The sequence below is a fragment of the Escherichia sp. E10V5 genome (assembly GCF_004212315.1).
Taxonomy (GTDB): domain Bacteria; phylum Pseudomonadota; class Gammaproteobacteria; order Enterobacterales; family Enterobacteriaceae; genus Escherichia.
Window position 1 is genome coordinate 156,881 of the sequence record NZ_RHJM01000009.1, and the last position, 21,524, is coordinate 178,404.

23 protein-coding genes are annotated in these 21,524 nt (G+C 49.2%); 10 read left to right on the top strand and 13 right to left on the bottom strand.

Annotated features, from left to right (window positions below; translation table 11 throughout):
* Positions 1-26: 26 nt before the first annotated feature.
* The 3 genes from D9738_RS07700 to mgrB form a co-directional block, all read right to left on the bottom strand.
* On the bottom strand, positions 27-143 hold the full coding sequence (locus D9738_RS07700) for a DUF2627 domain-containing protein (protein ID WP_064529246.1): 117 nt from the start codon (positions 141-143) through the stop codon (positions 27-29).
* A 664-nt stretch (positions 144-807) separates the two neighbouring features.
* On the bottom strand, positions 808-1,095 hold the full coding sequence (locus tag D9738_RS07705) for a YebO family protein (protein WP_130208447.1): 288 nt from the start codon (positions 1,093-1,095) through the stop codon (positions 808-810).
* A gap of 74 nt (positions 1,096-1,169) precedes the next feature.
* Positions 1,170-1,313, bottom strand: a complete 144-nt coding sequence (gene mgrB / locus D9738_RS07710; RefSeq protein WP_130208449.1) for a PhoP/PhoQ regulator MgrB — start codon at positions 1,311-1,313, stop codon at positions 1,170-1,172.
* A 156-nt stretch (positions 1,314-1,469) separates the two neighbouring features.
* Here mgrB and D9738_RS07715 point away from each other — a divergent pair, with 156 nt between their 5' ends.
* Positions 1,470-1,709, top strand: a complete 240-nt coding sequence (locus D9738_RS07715; protein WP_130208729.1) for a YobH family protein — start codon at positions 1,470-1,472, stop codon at positions 1,707-1,709.
* 146 nt (positions 1,710-1,855) lie between these two features.
* Here the strand turns inward: D9738_RS07715 and kdgR are convergent, their stop codons facing one another.
* Positions 1,856-2,647, bottom strand: coding sequence for a DNA-binding transcriptional regulator KdgR (gene kdgR / locus D9738_RS07720; protein WP_096849880.1), 792 nt, complete (start codon positions 2,645-2,647; stop codon positions 1,856-1,858).
* Positions 2,648-2,823: 176 nt separating this feature from the next.
* Between kdgR and D9738_RS07725 the strand changes: the two genes are divergently transcribed.
* Positions 2,824-4,197, top strand: a complete 1,374-nt coding sequence (locus D9738_RS07725) for an MFS transporter (RefSeq protein WP_130208451.1) — start codon at positions 2,824-2,826, stop codon at positions 4,195-4,197.
* A gap of 48 nt (positions 4,198-4,245) precedes the next feature.
* Here the strand turns inward: D9738_RS07725 and htpX are convergent, their stop codons facing one another.
* The 4 genes from htpX to msrC form a co-directional block, all read right to left on the bottom strand.
* Positions 4,246-5,127, bottom strand: a complete 882-nt coding sequence (gene htpX, locus D9738_RS07730; protein ID WP_000984517.1) for a protease HtpX — start codon at positions 5,125-5,127, stop codon at positions 4,246-4,248.
* A 191-nt stretch (positions 5,128-5,318) separates the two neighbouring features.
* Positions 5,319-7,367 carry a carboxy terminal-processing peptidase gene (gene prc / locus D9738_RS07735; RefSeq protein ID WP_130208453.1) on the bottom strand — a complete coding sequence of 683 codons (2,049 nt, stop codon included), beginning with the start codon at positions 7,365-7,367 and terminating at the stop codon, positions 5,319-5,321.
* 19 nt (positions 7,368-7,386) lie between these two features.
* Positions 7,387-8,085 (bottom strand): RNA chaperone ProQ, encoded by a 699-nt coding sequence (gene proQ, locus D9738_RS07740; RefSeq protein WP_130259898.1) that lies wholly within the window; start codon positions 8,083-8,085, stop codon positions 7,387-7,389.
* Positions 8,086-8,181: 96 nt separating this feature from the next.
* The gene (msrC, locus tag D9738_RS07745) at positions 8,182-8,679 is read right to left on the bottom strand and encodes an L-methionine (R)-S-oxide reductase (protein ID WP_130208455.1); all 498 of its coding nucleotides are present in this window, start codon (positions 8,677-8,679) and stop codon (positions 8,182-8,184) included.
* Between the two features lie 129 nt (positions 8,680-8,808).
* Here msrC and yebS point away from each other — a divergent pair, with 129 nt between their 5' ends.
* The 5 genes from yebS to D9738_RS07770 all read left to right on the top strand — a co-directional run bounded on the left by yebS (position 8,809) and on the right by D9738_RS07770 (position 14,864).
* Positions 8,809-10,092, top strand: coding sequence for a membrane integrity lipid transport subunit YebS (yebS, locus tag D9738_RS07750; RefSeq protein WP_130259899.1), 1,284 nt, complete (start codon positions 8,809-8,811; stop codon positions 10,090-10,092).
* The gene (yebT, locus tag D9738_RS07755; protein ID WP_130259900.1) at positions 10,061-12,694 is read left to right on the top strand and encodes a lipid-binding membrane homeostasis protein YebT; all 2,634 of its coding nucleotides are present in this window, start codon (positions 10,061-10,063) and stop codon (positions 12,692-12,694) included. Before yebS ends, yebT begins: the two co-directional genes overlap by 32 nt.
* A gap of 79 nt (positions 12,695-12,773) precedes the next feature.
* Positions 12,774-14,213 carry a 16S rRNA (cytosine(1407)-C(5))-methyltransferase RsmF gene (rsmF, locus tag D9738_RS07760; protein WP_130259901.1) on the top strand — a complete coding sequence of 480 codons (1,440 nt, stop codon included), beginning with the start codon at positions 12,774-12,776 and terminating at the stop codon, positions 14,211-14,213.
* A 117-nt stretch (positions 14,214-14,330) separates the two neighbouring features.
* The gene (locus D9738_RS07765; RefSeq protein WP_002431586.1) at positions 14,331-14,567 is read left to right on the top strand and encodes a YebV family protein; all 237 of its coding nucleotides are present in this window, start codon (positions 14,331-14,333) and stop codon (positions 14,565-14,567) included.
* Positions 14,568-14,672: 105 nt separating this feature from the next.
* Positions 14,673-14,864 carry a YebW family protein gene (locus tag D9738_RS07770; protein WP_130208463.1) on the top strand — a complete coding sequence of 64 codons (192 nt, stop codon included), beginning with the start codon at positions 14,673-14,675 and terminating at the stop codon, positions 14,862-14,864.
* On the opposite strand, the gene pphA is transcribed toward D9738_RS07770, so the two are convergent.
* The 4 genes from pphA to yobA form a co-directional block, all read right to left on the bottom strand.
* Positions 14,865-15,521 carry a protein-serine/threonine phosphatase gene (gene pphA / locus D9738_RS07775; protein WP_130259902.1) on the bottom strand — a complete coding sequence of 219 codons (657 nt, stop codon included), beginning with the start codon at positions 15,519-15,521 and terminating at the stop codon, positions 14,865-14,867.
* 406 nt (positions 15,522-15,927) lie between these two features.
* Positions 15,928-16,269 carry a YebY family protein gene (locus tag D9738_RS07780; RefSeq protein ID WP_130208467.1) on the bottom strand — a complete coding sequence of 114 codons (342 nt, stop codon included), beginning with the start codon at positions 16,267-16,269 and terminating at the stop codon, positions 15,928-15,930.
* A gap of 13 nt (positions 16,270-16,282) precedes the next feature.
* Complete coding sequence (copD, locus tag D9738_RS07785) at positions 16,283-17,155, bottom strand: copper homeostasis membrane protein CopD (protein WP_130259903.1); 873 nt, start codon at positions 17,153-17,155, stop codon at positions 16,283-16,285.
* A gap of 3 nt (positions 17,156-17,158) precedes the next feature.
* Positions 17,159-17,533: a CopC domain-containing protein YobA gene (gene yobA, locus D9738_RS07790; protein ID WP_130208471.1), complete on the bottom strand. Its 375-nt coding sequence runs from the start codon at positions 17,531-17,533 to the stop codon at positions 17,159-17,161.
* Positions 17,534-17,671: 138 nt separating this feature from the next.
* On the opposite strand from yobA, the gene holE reads away from it, so the two are divergent.
* The 3 genes from holE to exoX all read left to right on the top strand — a co-directional run bounded on the left by holE (position 17,672) and on the right by exoX (position 19,346).
* Positions 17,672-17,902: a DNA polymerase III subunit theta gene (gene holE, locus D9738_RS07795; protein ID WP_130259904.1), complete on the top strand. Its 231-nt coding sequence runs from the start codon at positions 17,672-17,674 to the stop codon at positions 17,900-17,902.
* A gap of 100 nt (positions 17,903-18,002) precedes the next feature.
* Positions 18,003-18,659 carry a carbon-nitrogen hydrolase family protein YobB gene (yobB, locus tag D9738_RS07800; RefSeq protein WP_130223531.1) on the top strand — a complete coding sequence of 219 codons (657 nt, stop codon included), beginning with the start codon at positions 18,003-18,005 and terminating at the stop codon, positions 18,657-18,659.
* A gap of 24 nt (positions 18,660-18,683) precedes the next feature.
* Positions 18,684-19,346, top strand: coding sequence for an exodeoxyribonuclease X (exoX, locus tag D9738_RS07805; protein WP_130259905.1), 663 nt, complete (start codon positions 18,684-18,686; stop codon positions 19,344-19,346).
* On the opposite strand, the gene ptrB is transcribed toward exoX, so the two are convergent.
* Positions 19,343-21,403 carry an oligopeptidase B gene (gene ptrB / locus D9738_RS07810; RefSeq protein ID WP_130208477.1) on the bottom strand — a complete coding sequence of 687 codons (2,061 nt, stop codon included), beginning with the start codon at positions 21,401-21,403 and terminating at the stop codon, positions 19,343-19,345. The genes exoX and ptrB overlap by 4 nt on opposite strands.
* Positions 21,404-21,524: the final 121 nt, after the last annotated feature.

Below are 21,524 nucleotides of genomic sequence, written 5' to 3' on the forward strand. Positions count from 1 at the left end.
TAGATTGTTTTCTTCGCCCGCAGGCATTACAGAGATAAAACTGACACATTACTGCTTGAGGCACTAATATAAGGTTCGGCAGAGAAGCGGTATTCAACGACAACGTGTTTACTCAGGACTTCTTTACTGAAAATGCCACACATAAACAGAACTGTACCTCGTTTAACCCAAAGCTGTTATCACATACAACGTTAATTATGGCAAGCCATTTTTAAACATGTCTCGATCAGCTGCACAAATCTCGATGCGCCTTCCACTTTTTTTGCACATTTATGCAACGAACTGCGTGTCGATATATCGAGACACTTAAGCATACCAGTACAAACAGATGCCTGAACTGATGTGGTTTCTAACATAGTTCAATAAGTTCTAATCTTCCAGTTCAGAAATACAATTTAATTCCACAATGTGTGTGATATCACTTTTTATACTATGTAATGATAAAGTGTTATATAACTTTATCTCATAAAACAGTCAGTTAACAACATACATAGATGCAATGCCGATGCCATATTCAAAGCATATTAATAATGTAAAATAAGAAAAAATGATGAATGATAAAAAATGAGAAGAGAAACGTTTCGCTTATAAACAATGCTGTAATTAATCAATATTCCGATGCAAACATCCCAATCAGCAAGTACAAAAAATAACTTTTTCTGATGTCAAAATAAATGAATAAATAACAGAGAAAATAATCAAAATCCAACAAAGGATTAATTTTAATCAATTGCATCATTATAGTGCATGTAAGAATGATGAGATGAGTAACCCATCAACACAGGGTTACTCAAATTGCAGGAAGGATTACCGTTCTGCTACCAGACGAATAATATCTTCATCTTCACCCGTTTTTTGGTTCTCAGTAACCTTTTCATCGGCTTTTTCAGGTTCGTTAGCTTCGCACAAGCGGCGTAACAGTACATTCTGCCGTTTTTGCTGATCCAGCAATGCCTCAAGCAGTTCAATCTGTTCGTTAGTCCGGGAACTGGCACGGTTGATGAAAAACCACAAGATGAGCCCAATAATAAGAACTACTACCGATACGACCAAAGACGCAATGTTCATCACGCCTGAATTTACAACTTCGTTCATTTAACCACCTCTAAGTAGAGGCGCCATTTTACCACTGCTACGCAGGAAGGAAATCTACTGATGAAAAAATGATATCACCATGGGATGAACTGATTGATGGCACAAATTCCGCTGAAAAATTGCACATCCTGATCGCACATTATGTTGAATACCTGCATCCATAGCAGCAAGAAAGCCAGCACAGCGGCAACCAGAACGACCCATCGAAACTTTTTCACTCCAATCTCCGTTTAACCTATCTTCTGCCTTTAAACTATCATGCGTTAGTTAAACAACGTCTAACCATGTCGATATTCGTGCTTTTTCGGAATGATACGCTTGCTTCAGTCCATATTGCCGCTACGATTAAGCAAACAAAAAGAGAAGAGGTCGTAATGCGATTCATCATTCGCACAATTATCTTGATAGCACTGGTATGGACAGGATTATTACTCAGCGGATATGGCGTTCTGATTGGAAGCAAGGAAAATGCTGCCGGGTTAGGGCTGCAATGCACATATCTCACCGCCCGAAGCACAAGCACGGTGCAATATCTTCATACTAAAAGTGGATTTTTGGGGATTACAGATTGCCCGCTGCTACGTAAAAGCAATATCGTCGTCGATAATGATTGATAGATAACGGTACAAATATCCACATCAAAACTAATGGATATAAAGTACTTTCATCTTCTGCTCGAACGATATCACTATTAACATTATTTAATCCACGCTAAATGAAGAACCTGTCTGAATTTTATGCAGACAGGTTCTTATTTTAATCAGAATGGATAGTCGTGATACCCCATTTGTGCGGATATTTTGCGCGCTGCCGTATGCAACATAGCCACATACTCCTGCAAACGTTCTTCAGAAAAACGCAGCGTCGGGAAGGAAATACTCAAGCCGGCAATCACGACACCAAAGCGGTCAAACACCGGAACGGCGATGCAGCGCAGCCCTTCTTCCTGCTCTTCGTTATCTTCGCCGTATCCCTGCTCACGGACCTGATCTAACACGGGTAATAACGCCTCTGTGCTAGTGATGGTCCGATCGGTGCTGCGTTTATATTCCACGCCCTCAAGAATTTGCTTCACTTCATCGCGATCGCGCCATGCCAGCAGCACCTTACCAATCGCAGTGCTGTACAGCGGATTACGACGGCCAATCCGTGAATACATGCGCAAATTGTACATAGAGTCAATTTTGTGGATGTAAACGATACTGTCTTCATCCAGTGCGCCAAGATGAATGGTTTCTTTGGTCAAACGGGAGATCTCACGCATCTGGATATCAGCACTGCGAATAAGATCGACGTTTTGTAGCGCACGAGCGCCCAGCTCAAATAATTTCAGGGTCAGAGAGTATTTCTCCGACTCCCCTTCCTGCGCGACATAGCCCAAGGTTTTCATGGTCTGTAAAAAGCGATAAACGGTGCTTTTTGACATCATGACGCGCTGTGACAGCTCGGTTATCCCTATTTCGCGCTCTTCGCCCAGCGCCTGCAAAATGCCAAAAACCTTCAGTACAGAAGATACAGAATCAGGTTGTTTATCCAGATCTGCGTTAGCCATTTATCACCTCATTGCGAGTGTTTTATAAAAATTAGAACTGTTTTTTATTATAATTTCGCGCCAGGGTGGTCGCAATCCATCTTTTGCCGGTTAGTTACAATTCTGCGACATTCACCGTGAATATCAGTGCTAAAATCATACCCCTGTTGATTATTACCAAAAGATATAAAATTCCTATGCCAAAAGTTCAGGCCGATGGCCTGCCGTTGCCTCAGCGGTACGGCGCAATATTAACCATTATTATTGGTATTTCGATGGCGGTTCTCGACGGCGCTATCGCTAATGTCGCCTTGCCAACCATTGCAACCGATCTCCACGCCACACCAGCCAGTTCCATCTGGGTGGTGAATGCCTACCAAATCGCGATTGTTATCTCCTTACTCTCGTTCTCTTTTTTGGGCGATATGTTTGGCTATCGACGAATTTATAAATTCGGTCTGGTGGTTTTTCTGCTCTCATCGTTGTTCTGCGCTCTTTCTGATTCACTGCAAATGCTAACCCTGGCGCGTGTAATACAAGGTTTTGGCGGCGCGGCGTTAATGAGCGTCAATACTGCACTCATCCGCTTAATCTACCCACAACGTTTTCTGGGGCGAGGGATGGGAATTAACTCTTTTATCGTCGCCGTCTCCTCCGCTGCCGGGCCGACGATCGCCGCCGCAATCCTTTCAATTGCGTCCTGGAAGTGGTTATTTTTAATTAACGTACCGTTGGGTATTATCGCCCTACTCCTGGCAATGCGTTTTCTGCCGCCAAATGGTTCTCGTGCCAGTAAGCCGCGGTTTGACCTGCCCAGCGCCGTGATGAATGCGCTGACATTTGGCCTGCTTATTACCGCATTGAGTGGTTTTGCTCAGGGGCAATCACTGACGCTGATCGGTGCTGAACTGGCGGTAATGATTATTGTTGGTATTTTCTTTATTCGCCGCCAGCTTTCCCTTCCTGTTCCACTGCTACCGGTGGATTTACTGCGTATTCCGCTGTTTACACTATCAATTTGTACCTCCATTTGTTCTTTCTGCGCGCAAATGCTGGCGATGGTTTCCCTGCCTTTTTATCTGCAAACCGTACTTGGACGTAGTGAAGTTGAGACAGGTTTGCTCCTGACCCCGTGGCCGTTGGCAACGATGGTAATGGCTCCGCTGGCAGGTTATTTGATAGAGCGCGTCCATGCAGGATTGCTTGGTGCTTTAGGGCTGTTCATCATGGCCGCGGGACTTTTTTCTCTGGTCCTGTTGCCAGCTTCGCCTGCCGATATCAATATCATCTGGCCGATGATCTTATGCGGTGCAGGCTTTGGGTTATTCCAGTCCCCCAATAATCACACCATTATTACCTCCGCCCCGCGTGAGCGTAGCGGTGGTGCCAGTGGAATGTTGGGTACAGCGCGTCTGCTTGGTCAGAGTAGCGGTGCAGCTCTGGTGGCGCTGATGTTGAATCAGTTTGGTGATAATGGTACGCACGTCTCGCTGACGGCTGCGGCTATTCTGGCAGTGATCGCCGCCTGTGTCAGTGGTTTACGCATTACCCAACCGCGCGCACAAGGCTAAAAAAAAAGCGCGTCAGCCAGGACGCGCTTTTTTATAATTTACTGCAAATTACTTCAGGTATTCACCGGTACGCAGGGCTTCAATACGTTTATCCAGCGGCGGGTGAGTCATGAACAGCTCACTCAGCGATTTGGACTTACCATTGATACAAAAAGCCATCATGCTGGTTGCTTCCTGCGGCTCATAGCTGGTTTTCAGACGCTGCAGCGCAGCAATCATTTTCTCACGACCAACCAGTTTGGCTGAACCTGCATCGGCATGGAATTCACGGTGACGCGAGAACCACATGGTGATAATGCTCGCCAGAATACCAAATACCAGCTCCAGAACCGTCGCAACCGCAAAGTAGATCAGCGGGTTACCGTTGCTCTCTTCACCTTCATCACGGTTACCGCCCATAAAGCCCGCGGCAAGCTGCGCCAGAATACGTGAAATAAAGATAACGAAGGTGTTTACCACGCCCTGAATCAGCGTCATGGTAACCATGTCACCATTCGCAATGTGGCTAATTTCGTGGGCAATTACCGCCTCGGCTTCATCCGGGCTCATGTTCTGCAGCAAACCGGTGCTGACAGCAACCAGAGAGGCATCACGACGAGCACCTGTCGCAAAGGCGTTGATATCCGGCGCATGGTAGATAGCTACTTGCGGCATAGCAATCCCCGCCTGACGGGCCTGGGTTGCTACAGTATTGACCAGCCAACGTTCCCTTTCGTTACGCGGTTGCTCGATCACTTCCCCGCCAACAGATCGTAATGCCATCCATTTGGACATCAGAAGCGAAACGAAGGAACCACCAAAACCGAACAGCAAGGCCATAATCATCAGCCCCTGAACGCTGCTCGACTGTATCCCTGTCAGGCTCAGTACCAGCCCGAAAACGACCATAACGGCCAGGTTCGTTAGCAGGAAGAGCGCGATTCGCATCATAATTTTCTTTTTACCTCAGTTTAACAAAACGCAATATGCGATACCCACATCGTATGGGTTACGCGACTATTTTCAAGTCTGGATAGAGCGTAAGTCACCAGAAAGACACAACTTTACATTTTGTAGCATCTGATTTACGGCATCTTGCCACTGTTAAAAAATCAGGCACAATTTCTTGTGCCTGATTGATGTTACTTGACGGGAGCGGGCTGTTCCGCTGGTCTGGATTTTTCCAGCTTCGCCAGATCGAGTGCGATATTCACTGTCTCGTCCAGATACGGATCTGGCTCCTTGTAATCTTTTGGCAAATCATCCAGTTTCTTCAACTCCGGTTTGCCTTCGCGTTTAAAGCGATCGTTCAATCGCGCCAGACGCATCGCATCATCTTCATTGTTCTCTTTCTCACGTACAGCGTAATTCAGAGAAACAATATTGCGTTTGTCCTTCATGGCATTGAAACGAGCAATATCCTTCATGATGTTCTGGAATTCAGGATCTTTCGCGATACGCGCATTATGTTCCTTCAGCAATTCCGGCTCAAACGCCGATAAATCGCCAGATTTCACATAAGTTGCAGCATCAATGCTATCCCACGGCAGCGCGTTATCTTCGAATTTCTCTCCCGTTTCCGTCTCTTCATTGCCCGTCGGCATGATGATATCAGGCGTCACCCCCTTACGTTGGGTACTGCCACCGTTAACGCGATAGAATTTCTGGATTGTATACTGCACTGACCCCAGCGCCGGCCATTCAGGACGTAACATCTGATCGTAGATACGATTCAGAGAACGATACTGCTGGACAGTGCCTTTGCCGAATGTTGGTTCGCCCACAACCAGCGCGCGACCGTAATCCTGCATCGCGGCGGCAAAGATTTCTGAAGCCGAAGCACTGAATCGGTCAACCAATACCACCAGCGGGCCTTTATAGAACACCTGGCCGTCGGTATCACTGTCCTCGCGGACTTTACCATTGTTATCACGGACCTGAACAATCGGACCGGAAGGAATGAACAAACCAGAGAGCGATACTGCCTCGGTCAGCGCCCCGCCGCCATTGCTACGCAGGTCGATGACGACGCTGCTGACATTCTGTTTTTCCAGCTTCTGCAACTGAACTTTGACATCGTCTGTCAAGCCAACATAGAAGCCGGGAATATCCAGTACGCCCACTTTTTCTTTGCCGACAGTCTTCACGGACATTTTAACTGCGCGGTCTTCCAGACGAATGCGTTCACGCGTCAGTGTTACCGTACGGGTTTTAGTCCCTTTACCGGCTGGTAAAATTTCTAAACGAACTTTACTGCCTTTCGGCCCTTTGATTAAGGCAACGACATCATCAAGACGCCAGCCAATCACGTCAACCATCGGCTTGCCGGTTTGACCAACACCGACAATTTTGTCACCAACGCTGATAGCCTTACTCTTCGCAGCCGGGCCACCTGCCACCATCGAATTGATAACGGTGTAGTCATCATCCATTTGCAGCACCGCTCCAATACCTTCCAACGACAAGCTCATTTCAGTATTGAACTGTTCGGTATTACGCGGGGAAAGGTAGTTGGTATGCGGATCAATTTCGCGCGCAAACGCCGTCATTGCCAGCGAGAACACATCTTCGCTGTTAGTTTGCGCCAGACGGCGAATGGCAAATTTGTAGCGCCGAGTCAGGGTTTCACGAATTTCTTTATCCGTTTTTCCTGTCAGCTTCAGACTTAACTCGTCGAATTTGACTTTGCTGTCCCACAGCGCGTTCAACTCGGCCTCGTTTTTCGGCCAGGGCGCTTTGCTGCGGTCCAGGTTATAAGTGTCGTTGCCGGTAAAATCCATCGGTTTTTCCAGTACCGATAAGGCGTACTGGTAACGTTCAAAACGGCGTTTTTGCGCCAGATTGTAAAGATCGTAGAAAACGTCAAGTTTACCGGAGCGCAGTTCATCGCCCAGCTCATTTTTCTTTTTCGCGAACTGTTCAACATCGCTTGCCAGCAGCACATTGTGGCTGTAATCAAGCAGGTTCAGGTAGCGGTCAAAGATTTTGGCCGAGAATGCCTGATCGAGGTCGAACTGGCGATAATGGGAGCGGGTAAAGCGCGACGTTACGCGCTCACTCACCGTCGCATGCTGCGTCTCTTCCTTTAATACCGGAATCTGATCAGCACGCGTAATATCTTCTACTGCGAAGGTCTGGCCTGCTATTGCAAGCAGGCCAGCTAACGCGGTAAGCCTAAAAAACATGTTCATGCCTGGCCCGGCCTCCGTTTCAGAACACCAGGTGTTCTGCGCGCACAATCAAAGACATACCCGAATTCAGCTGGACGCGGACGCCGTCTTTGGTGATTTCTAATACGGTGGCATCCATCGCATTTTGACCAGCTTTCACCTTCAGGGCTTGTCCGACAGTCAGAGCTGAAATGTCAGAAACTGGGGTGTGCTGTTCTTCGCGAGGTGCTTTTACTGTTTTTAGCGCTTTCTCAGCCGGTTTCTGCGCGCGAGGTTTGCGCTCGGCGCCTTCTTTACGGCGTTGCGCGGCAGGACGTGGCTTGCGTTCGCGGCGTGGTGCGTCTTCTTTCTCACCTGCAGCTGCGGCAGCTTCGCGTTTTTTCGCCTGCTGTTCGGCACGCTGCGCCTGGACGCGCGCTTTCGCTTCTTCAAGCTGCTTGCGAGCATGTTCTACATGCTGCTCGTCCAGCTCACCGCATGGGTTGCCGTCGAGATCGACACGCGTCGCGCCTGGTTTAACGCCATACAGATAGCGCCAGCTCGAAGTGTAGAGACGTAAAGCGGATCGCAGTTGCGTTTTGCTAAGGTTCATTTCCCCAGCAACGCGATCGACCAAATCCTGAAAAATACCGATTTTCAGCGGACGCGCTTCACCTTCCGCACTGAAACAGTGGGGAAAACGTTCGGCCAGAAACGCGATTACTTCTTTACTGCTATTCAACTTAGGTTGATTTTCCATGAAATTTCCTGATTACAACGGACGTAGCCAACAAGCGCAGGCATGAACAGGCGTCATTATAATGACGTCATCAGTAAATGCTACGTTATCCGTTGATTATCCTGCGACGCTCGCAAAGAATTTTTTGTAATCCGTCGTTGCAAGCACCTTTTCAAGCTGTGCCACAAGCTGACGTAAACCTTGCTCGTCCTCGTCTGTAAAACGACCGAAGACAGTACTGTCGATATCGAGAACGCCAATAATCTGATTTTTCACCACCAACGGCAGAACGATTTCAGAATTACTCGCCGCATCACAGGCGATATGCCCATCAAAGGCGTGAACATCCTCGATTCGCTGTACTTCATTGCGGGCAACTGCAGTCCCACACACGCCACGCCCTACCGGGATCCGTACGCAGGCAATTTTGCCCTGAAACGGCCCGAGTACCAGCGTATCGTCCTCAAGTAAATAAAACCCAGCCCAGTTTACGTCAGTCAGACGCTCGTATAACAAAGCACTGGTATTCGCCAGCGTTGCCAGAAAACTGGTTTCTCCCGCCATCAACGCATTAAAGTCGCGGTTCAAGTCCGCGTAAAATTCTGTTTTGTTCATTATATAATCACTTAGTTGTCTTACCTGGAACTGCCAGCCTATTAAAATAAGCATTAAATGCGTTAATGCTCAAGATCATTCCCATCATGGGTTAAGATAAATGTTAATTCTTATCACATTTGGCATGTCATGGCTCTTAACACCCCACAAATTACGCCGACAAAAAAGATAACAGTGAGCGCAATTGGCGAGGCACTACCGTGTGGTGATTATCAGCGTTGCCCGCAATGTGACATGCTGTTTAGCCTGCCCGAGATAAATTCTCACCAGAGTGCCTATTGCCCGCGCTGTCAGGCGAAAATTCGCGATGGGCGTGACTGGTCGCTCACAAGGCTGGCAGCAATGGCTTTTACTATGTTGTTGCTTATGCCGTTTGCCTGGGGCGAACCTCTATTACATATCTGGCTGTTAGGTATCCGTATCGACGCCAATGTAATGCAAGGCATCTGGCAGATGACCAAACAGGGCGATGCGATAACCGGCGCAATGGTGTTTTTCTGCGTTATAGGTGCACCTCTCATACTGGTGACTTCTATTGCTTATTTATGGTTTGGCAATCGACTGGGAATGAATTTACGCCCGGTGTTGCTGATGCTGGAGCGACTAAAAGAGTGGGTAATGCTGGATATCTATCTGGTCGGCATTGGCGTTGCTTCTATAAAGGTACAGGATTACGCCCATATCCAGGCGGGCGTCGGGCTATTCTCTTTTTTCGCGCTGGTGATTTTAACAACAGTGACATTGTCACATCTTAATGTTGAACAGCTGTGGGAGCGATTTTATCCGCAGCGCCCTGCCACGCGTAGGGACGAGAAATTACGCGTTTGCCTGGGTTGTCACTTTACCAGCTATCCCGATCCGCGCGGTCGTTGTCCGCGTTGCCATATCCCACTTCGCTTGCGTCGCCATCATAGTATTCAAAAATGCTGGGCTGCTCTTTTGGCTTCAATTGTCTTATTGTTACCTGCCAACCTGCTGCCTATTTCGATCATCTACCTGAACGGTGGACGACAAGAAGATACGATTCTTTCCGGAATTATGTCGCTGGCGAACAGCAATATTGCAGTTGCCGGAATTGTTTTTATCGCCAGTATCCTGGTGCCGTTCACCAAAGTGATCGTCATGTTTACTTTACTGGTAAGCATTCATTTTAACTGCCAGCAAGGCTTACGCACGCGGATTTTGCTATTGCGGATGGTGACCTGGATTGGCCGTTGGTCGATGCTCGATCTATTTGTCATTTCATTAACCATGTCGCTGATTAATCGCGATCAGATCCTCGCTTTTACTATGGGACCCGCTGCGTTTTATTTCGGCGCAGCGGTTATTTTGACTATTCTTGCTGTGGAATGGCTGGACAGCCGCTTACTTTGGGATGCACATGAGTCAGGAAACGCCCGCTTCGACGACTGAAGCGCAAATTAAAACTAAACGCCGTATCTCACCTTTCTGGCTGTTGCCGTTCATCGCGCTAATGATTGCCGGTTGGCTGATTTGGGGTAGTTATCAGGATAGAGGCAATACCGTCACCATCGACTTTATGTCGGCAGACGGCATTGTTCCGGGTCGCACGCCTGTTCGTTATCAGGGCGTTGAAGTCGGCACGGTGCAGGATGTCAGCCTCAGCGACGATCTACGAAAGATTGAAGTCAAGGTCAGCATCAAGTCCGATATGAAAGATGCCCTGCGCGAAGAGACACAGTTCTGGCTGGTGACGCCGAAAGCCTCACTGGCAGGTGTTTCCGGGCTGGATGCGCTGGTCGGCGGTAACTATATCGGCATGATGCCGGGCAAAGGTAAAGAGCAAGATCATTTTGTGGCGCTCGATACCCAGCCAAAGTATCGGCTGGATAATGGTGATCTGATGATCCACCTGCAAGCCCCCGATCTCGGTTCATTGAACAGCGGTTCGCTGGTCTATTTCCGTAAAATTCCGGTGGGACGCGTCTATGACTATGCGATCAATCCCAATAAGCAAGGCGTGGTGATTGATGTCCTGATTGAGCGGCGTTTCACCGATTTGGTGAAAAAAGGCAGCCGCTTCTGGAACGTTTCCGGCGTTGATGCCAATGTCAGTATCAGTGGCGCGAAGGTAAAACTGGAAAGTCTGGCTGCCCTGGTTAACGGTGCGATTGCCTTCGATTCACCAGAAGAGTCGAAACCTGCCGATCCGGAAGATACCTTTGGTCTGTATGAGGATCTCGCCCACAGCCAGCGTGGGGTGATCATAAAGCTGGATCTACCAGGTGGAGCCGGATTAAACGCCGATTCAACGCCGCTCATGTACCAGGGACTGGAAGTCGGGCAACTGACCAAACTGAATTTAAACCCAGGTGGCAAAGTCACCGGAGAAATGACCGTTGATCCCAGCGTCGTCACTCTGCTTCGTGAAAACACCCGCATCGAATTACGTAACCCGAAGTTATCCCTCAGCGACGCCAATCTCAGCGCCCTGCTGACCGGCAAAACGTTCGAACTGGTACCGGGTGATGGCGAACCACGCAAAGAGTTTGTCGTTGTGCCTGGCGAGAAAGCTTTACTGCATGAACCCGATGTTCTGACGCTAACCCTGACAGCACCAGAAAGCTATGGAATTGATGCCGGTCAGCCGCTCATTCTTCACGGCGTACAGGTAGGTCAGGTTATCGACCGTAAACTCACCAGCAAAGGTGTGACATTTACCGTCGCTATCGAACCCCAGCATCGCGAACTGGTAAAAGGCGACAGCAAATTTGTCGTTAATAGTCGTGTCGACGTGAAAGTGGGTCTGGATGGTGTCGAGTTTCTCGGTGCCAGCGCCTCAGAATGGCTCAACGGCGGGATCCGTATTCTGCCAGGCGACAAAGGTGAGATGAAAACCAGTTACCCACTGTACGCCAATCTGGAAAAAGCCCTCGAAAATAGTCTTAGCGATTTACCTACCACGACCGTGAGTTTAAGTGCGGAGACACTGCCGGATGTGCAGGCAGGGTCGGTAGTGCTGTACCGTAAATTTGAGGTCGGTGAAGTGATTACCGTACGTCCACGGGCCAATGCGTTCGATATCGATCTGCACATTAAACCGGAATATCGCAACCTGCTGACCAGCAACAGCGTGTTCTGGGCTGAAGGTGGCGCGAAAGTTCAACTTAACGGCAGCGGCCTGACCGTTCAGGCGTCACCGCTTTCGCGGGCGTTAAAGGGAGCCATCAGCTTCGATAATCTCAGCGGTGCCAACGCCAGCCAACGTAAAGGCGATAAGCGGATTTTGTATGCTTCCGAAACAGCGGCTCGTGCGGTTGGCGGGCAGATTACGCTCCACGCTTTCGATGCCGGAAAACTGGCGGTCGGTATGCCAATTCGCTATCTCGGTATTGATATCGGGCAAATCCAGACTCTGGATCTGATCACCGCGCGCAATGAAGTACAGGCAAAGGCGGTGCTCTATCCTGAATATGTCCAGACCTTTGCGCGCGGTGGTACACGCTTCTCAGTGGTCACACCGCAAATTTCGGCAGCAGGCGTTGAGCATCTTGATACGATCCTCCAGCCGTATATCAACGTCGAACCAGGTCGGGGTAATCCTCGCCGTGACTTTGAATTGCAAGAAGCTACCATTACTGATTCGCGTTACCTTGATGGCTTAAGCATTATTGTTGAAGCGCCGGAAGCCGGTTCGTTAGGTGTTGGTACGCCAGTACTGTTCCGTGGTCTGGAAGTAGGTACAGTCACCGGAATGACGCTGGGTACATTGTCAGATCGCGTGATGATTGCGATGCGCATCAGTAAACGTTACCAGCACCTGGTACGTAACAATTCCGTCTTCTGGTTGGCATCGGGTTACAGTCTGGACTTTGGTCTGACGGGCGGCGTAGTGAAAACCGGCACCTTTAACCAGTTTATCCGTGGCGGCATCGCCTTCGCCACGCCTCCGGGTACGCCACTGGCACCGAAAGCCCAGGAAGGCAAACACTTCCTGTTGCAGGAAAGTGAACCGAAAGAGTGGCGTGAATGGGGAACAGCACTCCCCCGATAAGCCACATTGCTCCGGCGTGCCTGCGCCGGAGCGTTTATGCTAAACTGCGCGCCTGTTTTTTTGCCAGTGGTACATGCTCGTGGCCCAACACACCGTTTATTTCCCGGACGCCTTTCTGACACAAATGCGCGAAGCCATGCCTTCGACGCTCTCTTTTGATGATTTTCTCGCCGCCTGTCAGCGCCCGTTGCGCCGCAGCATTCGCGTAAATACCCTGAAAATCTCCGTTGCTGATTTCCTGCAATTAACCGCCCCTTACGGCTGGACGCTAACGCCGATTCCGTGGTGTGAAGAAGGTTTCTGGATTGAACGCGATGATGAAGAAACCTTGCCGTTGGGCAGTACCGCCGAGCATTTAAGCGGCCTGTTTTATATTCAGGAAGCCAGTTCAATGTTGCCCGTTGCCGCATTGTTTGCCGACGATAATACCCCACAGCGGGTGATGGATGTCGCCGCCGCGCCTGGTTCAAAAACCACACAAATTGCCGCTCGCATGAATAACGAAGGGGCGATTCTTGCCAATGAGTTTTCCGCCAGCCGGGTAAAAGTGTTACATGCCAATATCAGTCGCTGCGGTATCCGTAACGTCTCTCTGACTCATTTTGATGGCCGCGTCTTTGGTGCAGCGTTACCAGAAATGTTCGATGCCATTTTACTGGACGCCCCCTGCTCTGGCGAAGGCGTGGTGCGTAAAGATCCCGCCGCACTGAAAAACTGGTCACCAGAAAGCAATCAGGAAATTGCTGCCACCCAACGGGAACTTATCGACAGTGCCTTTCATGCATTACGCCCTGGCGGTACGCTGGTTTACTCGACCTGTACCTTAAACAAGGAAGAAAACGAAGCCGTTTGCTTGTGGCTGAAAGAGACTTACCCCGATGCAGTAGAGTTTTTACCGCTGGGCGATCTCTTCCCTGGTGCGGACAAGGCACTCACCGAAGAAGGCTTTTTGCACGTTTTTCCGCAAATTTACGACTGCGAAGGCTTCTTCGTTGCCCGGTTACGCAAAACACAGTCGATTCCCGCCTTACCCGCACCGAAATACAAAGTGGGTAATTTCCCGTTTAGCCCAATCAAAGATCGCGAAGCCGCACAAATTCGCCAGGCGGCGACTGCCGTTGGCTTACAGTGGGATGAAAATCTGCGCCTCTGGCAGCGCGATAAAGAACTCTGGCTGTTCCCTGCGGGTATTGAAGCCCTGATCGGTAAAGTCCGATTTTCCCGTCTGGGAATTAAGCTTGCTGAAACGCATAACAAAGGTTATCGCTGGCAGCATGAAGCGGTTATTGCCCTGGCCTCCCCCAACCATACGAACGCTTTCGAACTGACGCCTCAGGAAGCGGAAGAGTGGTATCGCGGGCGCGATGTTTACCCGCAAACCGTGCCAACTACGGATGATGTGCTGGTAACCTTCCAGCATCAGCCAATAGGTTTAGCCAAACGTATTGGCTCGCGACTGAAAAACAGTTACCCACGTGAACTGGTGCGCGATGGGAAACTTTTTACCGGTAACGCCTGATAGCGCACAAAAAAAGCGCACTTTTTGACTGGCACATTCGCCTGCCTCGACTACGCTGAAAAATGGTGCGATCGGACTGGTCGTACCACAACCGGCAGATAAATGGAGAGCACGAAGATGAAAACCAGTGTGCGCATAGGCGCTTTTGAAATCGATGACGGCGAGTTACACGGCGAATCGCCAGGTGATCGAACATTAACTATTCCTTGTAAATCTGACCCCGATTTGTGTATGCAACTTGATGCCTGGGACGCCGAAACCAGCATTCCAGCTCTACTAAACGGCGAACACTCTGTCCTGTACCGTACCCGCTACGATCAAAAGTCTGATGCCTGGATTATGCGTCTTGCCTGATCCAAAAAGAACCCGTCGGCATGACGGGTTATTTATTCTGGTTATTTCCCCGAAGTAAAATCCTCTCCTAAACTTAACGGTACGGCACCACACTTCGAGGATGAAATGTTCGCGCTGGTACTTTTTGTTTGCTATCTGGACGCTGGCTGTGAAGATATTGTTGTTGATGTTTACAACACGGAACAGCAGTGCGTCTACTCAATGGACGATCAACGGATCCGCCACGGCGGCTGCTTTCCTGTTGAGGATTTTATTGATGGGTTCTGGCGGCCCGCGCAGGAGTACAGTGACTTTTAATTACTGGAGTTGTTCCATTGTGAGTGTCCCTCCGAAGACGGCGCCGGTGTCTATATAATGCAAGTTTCCAATATCTACTCGATGAGGTAACGGCGTATGTCCAAACCAGAAATGGTCAGCACCGGTAATTCCCTGCCCTTTTTGGCCTTCACGTAATCGCGAACGACTCCACAATACCTGGTGCAAATCGACGTCCTTTTGCCATTGATAAACGTCGTCAGGATAATCAGCATGGGCAATAACGTGTTTGTCAGTGCGACTGTTTAATTCAAGAATAAAAGGCAAATGCTGGCATTTGCTGAGCGCCCTTTCTGCTTGCTTCTGTTGCTTATCTGCCAGCGCAGCAAACCAGTCGCCACCGTTCATATACCATAAAGACATCTGCTGCGCGGCCAGCGCATCTATCGCCATCTGCTCATGATTACCTCTTACCGCTCTGACCCAGCGTTGCTCCAGTAGTTGAAGACAACGTAAACTCTCCGGACCACGATCAATAACATCTCCTACCGAGATCAATAAGTCTTGCCACGGGTCAAAACGGCAATGCCATAATTTGATACGCAGTAGCCCAAGGCAGCCATGAATATCCCCCACCAACCAGATATGTCGCCAATGGCTGCCATCAATTTTCTGATAGGTGCGGCCTGCCTCTTTCATCAATTTTTTACTCCCGCGCAGAAGGTCACATTATTTTAACATAAATGTTAAAAAAGGCTGGACTGAAGCAGTAGAGTGTGTGTTATGGTTGATTGTGAAGTCAGCACAGGGAAAACAGTGATGTATTCATCCGCTGGCTTAATAGATAAAAAGAGACCGAATACGATTCCTGTATTCGGTCCAGGGAAATGGCTCTTGGGAGAGAGCCGTGCGCTAAAAGTTGGCATTAATGCAGGCTTAGTTGCCTAGCCCTTTAAGAATAGATGACGACGCCAGGTTTTCCAGTCCACACGAAAAGTGGTCAGAAAAAAGCGTCTTAATCATCGTTTTAAAAGTAAAAAAAACGCCCGATCTGATAAAAGATCCTGGGCGTTTTTTTGGCAAATCAAAAGACTAATTCAGGTAATCAGCAAAGTTTTTCAGCTCGTTCTATAAATGGCATCAGGCTCATTTTTTCACCGGGTTTGTTGGGATCTTCAATCTGGATCACTGAAATAGGCTGGGCCTTAGTCTTCCCACTGGAAACCTCTTTTTGCGCAACATCGTTCAAAGGGTATTGCACCAGGGTGCTGGGATTAATGACATACAGCGCATTACCCGGTCGGCATGTTAACATCACTTCTTCGCGATTAAACGCCCATTTGTCTTTGCCAATTTCAAAACGGCTGACGGTAATCACCTGAGGAGCCGCCAGCGCCGCAGTGGAACTGGTGAGCAACAAAAACGCCAATATACTTTTTTTCATCATTTATCGTAATCCATCAAAACGGTTCCAGAGTCGCTAGCAGGCTGATAATCACCAGTACCACCGCGCCTATCGCCCATTCGAGTTGAGTCATCCATACAAACCAGGGAACAGCCCGGACTTCATCATGCCGCATTCTCGGGACCAGAACATAACGATTTGCCAGCGCGATAACCACCATAATCATTACCAGTATGACTTTGAGCAATAAGAGCTGGCCCCAGTAAGTGGCAAGCGTGGGGGGAAATCCCGTGATTAGTAATGCATTGAGCACACCACTTACTAGCACGCCAATGACAGCAAAATGTCCGCACCAGGAAAAACGCATCAGCGCATGAATGGCCGGACGTCTCCAGCGCCCTTTCACCAGCCGCATACACCAGACAACCGGCAGTAGCCCTCCAAACCATGCTGCAGCACAGATAAGATGTACGGCATGATTGGTCTGATGAATTTTTGCGGTTAATCCTTCATTTAATGTCGCGTGTCCCATACCCGCCATCAGGATAAATTGCGCGGTAGTCAGCATGAACAGTAACCGCAACATATTCCGTGGTTGCATCAGAACGACGGTCAACGTAACGAGAGCGAGAACGATTTGCCAGATCCAGACGCCTCCGAAGTGCGTTTGTAACACCGACTGCCAGATGCTCAGCGAAACGACATCTGGCCATCCCGCGCCCATCAACCCACCCTGAACGGCGAACATCGCTGCGGCACTGATCAAACTCCATGCGGCTGCGTGCTGTTGTAAACGCAAAAAACGCTTCGTCAATAATCGACGAATCGTCACTGGTGCCAACCATGCCCCGTACATCGCGAAGCCAAAAACCAGCATCAGAGAGATAAAATAGATAAATCGCAGTGTGACCCAGGTAAGCGCTAGCATGCTTTATTTCACTGTAAAGGTGTACTGCCCTTTGGTTTTATGTCCGTCCACCGAAACAACATGCCAGTCAACGGTATAACTTCCGGGATTCAGGGCGTCGGCAAGCGGAACGATCAATTGCTTTTTGTCTTGTTCATTACGTTTCGCGGGTAATGTTTTAACATTTTCATTCTTCGGGCCGATGATTTTGGCCCCACTGAATCCAGGTTCAATACCTTCAGAGAAATTTAAAGTAATGGCCTGTGGGGCAGCGGTGACCGCTGCATTCGCCGCAGGATACTGGTGAGTCAGGTGCGCATGAGCCCAGACGGAAGGGGCCGCCAGCGAACCGGCAATTATTGCCAGTGTATAACGAAGAGAACGCGCAGTTGAAACCATATTATCTATTCCTTTTTGTAATGAGTTTTTTACAGAGCATAACCTTGTCTAATGAGAGAGTCGAGGATCATCAATTCAGGCTTGCCATCCTGGCTGACTCTTAGTAACTTTTGCCCGCAATTAACGAGGAGACACCGTATGCTGAAGAATCTGGCCAAACTGGATCAAACTGAAATGGATAAAGTAAATGTCGATCTGGCCGCTGCCGGAGTGGCATTTAAAGAACGGTACAATATGCCGGTGATTGCTGAAGCGGTTGAACGTGAACAACCGGAGCACTTGCGTGGCTGGTTTCGTGAGCGCCTTATTGCCCACCGTCTCGTCTCTGTAAATCTGTCACGTTTACCTTACGAGCCCAAACTTAAATAAACCTTATATTAAGTTACACTTTCTTACATGGTGGCTGCTAAATTATAAGTATTTTCTCATACACGCCATTATTCGCAGACACTATGAAAAGGAAGTCATCATGTCGTACTGGAAAGTTGCAGCAGCACAATATGAGCCTCGTAATGCTTCACTCACTGAACAGGTAGCCCGTCATCTGGAGTTCGTGAGGGCTGCCGCCAAGCACCAGTGCGAACTGTTGGTTTTTCCCTCACTTTCTCTACTGGGATGCGATTACAAACGTCGTCCGCTTCCATCTCCGCCCGATCTCTCGCTTTTAGACCCGCTTTGTTATGCAGCAACAACCTCGCGAATGACCATTATTGCTGGCCTTCCCGTTGAATATAATGAGCGGTTTATTCGCGGTATTGCAGTATTCGCCCCCTGGATGAAAACGCCAGGAATTTATCATCAAAGTCATGGTGCATGCCTGGGTCAACGTTCCGAAACCATCACTGTAGTGGATGGCCAACCGGAAGGTATTGATATGGACCCGACTTGTTCACTTTTTACAACCGGGCAATGCATCGGTGAACCTGACCTATTGGCTTCGACCCGACGCTTAGAGTTTTTCTCACATCAATACTCCATCGCTGTGCTAATGGCGAACGCCCGTGGTAACAGCGCACTGTGGGATGAACATGGCCGCCTTATTGTTCGCGCCGATCGCGGTTCTCTTTTGTTGGTTGGTCAGCGCTCTTCGCAGGGTTGGCAAGGCGATATCATTCCATTACGCTAGGCGTTTTCTTCCTGGAGCATGACCATGTTGCGCATTATCGATACAGAAACCTGCGGTTTGCAGGGAGGGATCGTTGAAATTGCCTCTGTTGATGTTGTTAACGGGAAAATCGTCAACCCTATGAGCCACTTGGTGCGTCCCGACCGTCCCATCAGTCCACAAGCCATGGCGATTCACCGTATCACAGGGTCCATGGTTGCCGACAAACCGTGGATTGAAGAAGTTATCCCGCACTATTACGGTAGCGAATGGTATGTCGCCCACAATGCCAGCTTTGACCGCCGGGTGTTGCCAGAAATGCCCGGTGAGTGGATTTGCACCATGAAACTGGCTCGTCGTTTGTGGCCAGGAATCAAGTACAGCAATATGGCACTGTATAAATCGCGCAAGCTGAATGTCCAGACACCATCGGGTCTGCATCACCACCGCGCGCTGTATGATTGTTATATTACCGCGGCCCTGCTTATCGATATTATGAACACATCAGGCTGGACGGCGGAGCAGATGGCGGATATCACCGGGCGGCCGTCGTTGTTGACGACGTTCACGTTTGGCAAGTATCGCGGTAAAGCCGTATCAGACGTTGCAAAGCGCGATCCGGGCTATCTGCGCTGGTTGTTTAACAACCTTGACAGTATGAGCCCGGAGTTACGTTTAACCTTGAAGCATTATCTGGAGAGTGTTTAACCCGCTGATTGGCCTGGTAATGTCCCCTGCGCCAGGGCTATCAGAAAAGCATATTCCATCGCCACACCTTCGTAGGATTTAAAACGTCCGGATTTACCGCCATGCCCTGAATCCATGTCGGTACAAAGCAATAATAGATGGTTATCAGTTTTAAGCTCGCGCAGCTTAGCCACCCATTTTGCCGGTTCCCAGTATTGCACCTGTGAATCGTGTAATCCGGTCGTTACCAGCAGATGCGGATAAGCCTGAGCCGTGACATTGTCATACGGGCTGTAGCTTTTCATATACTCATAATATTGCGGATCCTGCGGATTTCCCCACTCTTCAAATTCGCCGGTAGTAAGAGGAATCGACTCATCAAGCATCGTTGTTACAACATCAACAAACGGTACCTGGGCAATCACGCCGTGGAATAACTCGGGGCGCTCATTAATTGCAACGCCCATCAACATACCGCCAGCACTGCCCCCCATCGCATAACAGAGTGAAGGTGAACCGTAGCCCAGTTTTAACAATGCGTCGCAGGCATCGAGATAGTCATTAAAGGTATTTTTCTTTTTCAGGAATTTACCGTCTTCGTACCATTGCTGCCCCAGCTCGCCGCCGCCACGAACATGGACAATGGCGTAGACAAAACCGCGATCCAACAAACTCAGGCGGCTAAAACTAAAATCGGCATCAATGCTTGCGCCGTAAGAGCCATATCCATATACCAGCAGCGGGTTGTGGCCTTTCTGGAAATGCTTGCGATGATAGACCAGCGAAACAGGCACTTCGACGCCATCACGGGCAGTGATCCACAAGTGTTCGCTGCGGTAATTCGCCGCATCGAAACCGGGGACTTCCGTTTGTTTTAATACCCGACGCTCTCCAGTATCCATATCCAGTTCAAACAATGTATCTGGCGTAGTCATGGAGGAATAGCCATAACGCAATCGTGAGGTTTCAGGTTCCGGGTTATAGGCAATCCAGGTAACGTAAGCCGGATCATCAAAGGCAATGCCGATAACCTCCCGCGTTTTGCGGTTGATTTGCCGCAGACTGGTTAACCCACGCTGACGCTCTTCAACCACCAACCAGTCAGTAAACAGCGTAAAGCCTTCGAGCATGATGTTATCGCGCGGTGGGATTAACTCTTCCCACTCTTGCTCATCACGCATACGGGTACGGTATAAGCCAAAATTTTTGCCGTTGCGGTTGGAGCGCAGATAAAACCGATGCTGGTAGTGATCAAGACTGTATTCGTGATCTTTGCGACGCGGTAAAAAGACAAACGGCTCGGCATCGGCCAGCTCTGCATCCAGCAGCCGAACTTCACTGGTAGTGGCGCTGGCAAGATGAATAACCACATAGTGTTTCGACGTCGTTTTATGTAGGCTGACGTAAAAGGTATCGTCTTTTTCTTCGTAAATCAGTTTGTCTTCAGATGCTGGAGTGCCAATGGCATGCCGCCAGACCTGATACGGCAACAACGTCACTGGATGCTTGCGAACATAATAAAATGTCCAGGAGTCATTCGCCCAGACAAAGCTGGGTTCCACGTTATCCAACAGTTCGGGATACCAGTTGCCCGTTTCCAGATTGCGAAAACGGATACCGTACTGGCGTCGGGAAAGAAAATCTTCTGCAAGTGCCATGATCGTGTTATCGGGCGTAATCGCCATTCCGCCCATTGAATAAAATTCACTGTGCGCCGCCCGTTTGTTCGCATCGAGCAGAGTCTCCCATTCGTCCCACTCTTCACTGAACGCCGACTGACGCTGGTAGATTGCATATTCACAACCAGGTTCATAAATTTGCCGGTAGCGATAGCCATTTTTGACGTAAGGTGCAGAGACTTCTCTTTGCGGTATGCGGTCAATGATTTCTTTTAATATCCGATCCTGCAAAGCTTGTTGCGACGCCATGACCTGATGACCGTAGCTATTTTCTTGTTGCAGGTAATCCAGCACTTCCGGCTGCGAGCGTGTGTCGTCCCGCAGCCAGTAGTAATTATCGATGCGCGTGTCGCCATGAAGCGTCATGGCATGGGGGATGCGGGCGGCTTTTGGTAGCATGTTATTGTTCTTTCTGGTTGAAACATCTTATAAGGGTGGCAAAACTCACCCGGGATGCAAGCGAAACAGGGCGGTCATTGTATAGATGATGACAGGTAATGGTGTGAAAATCGAAAGGATG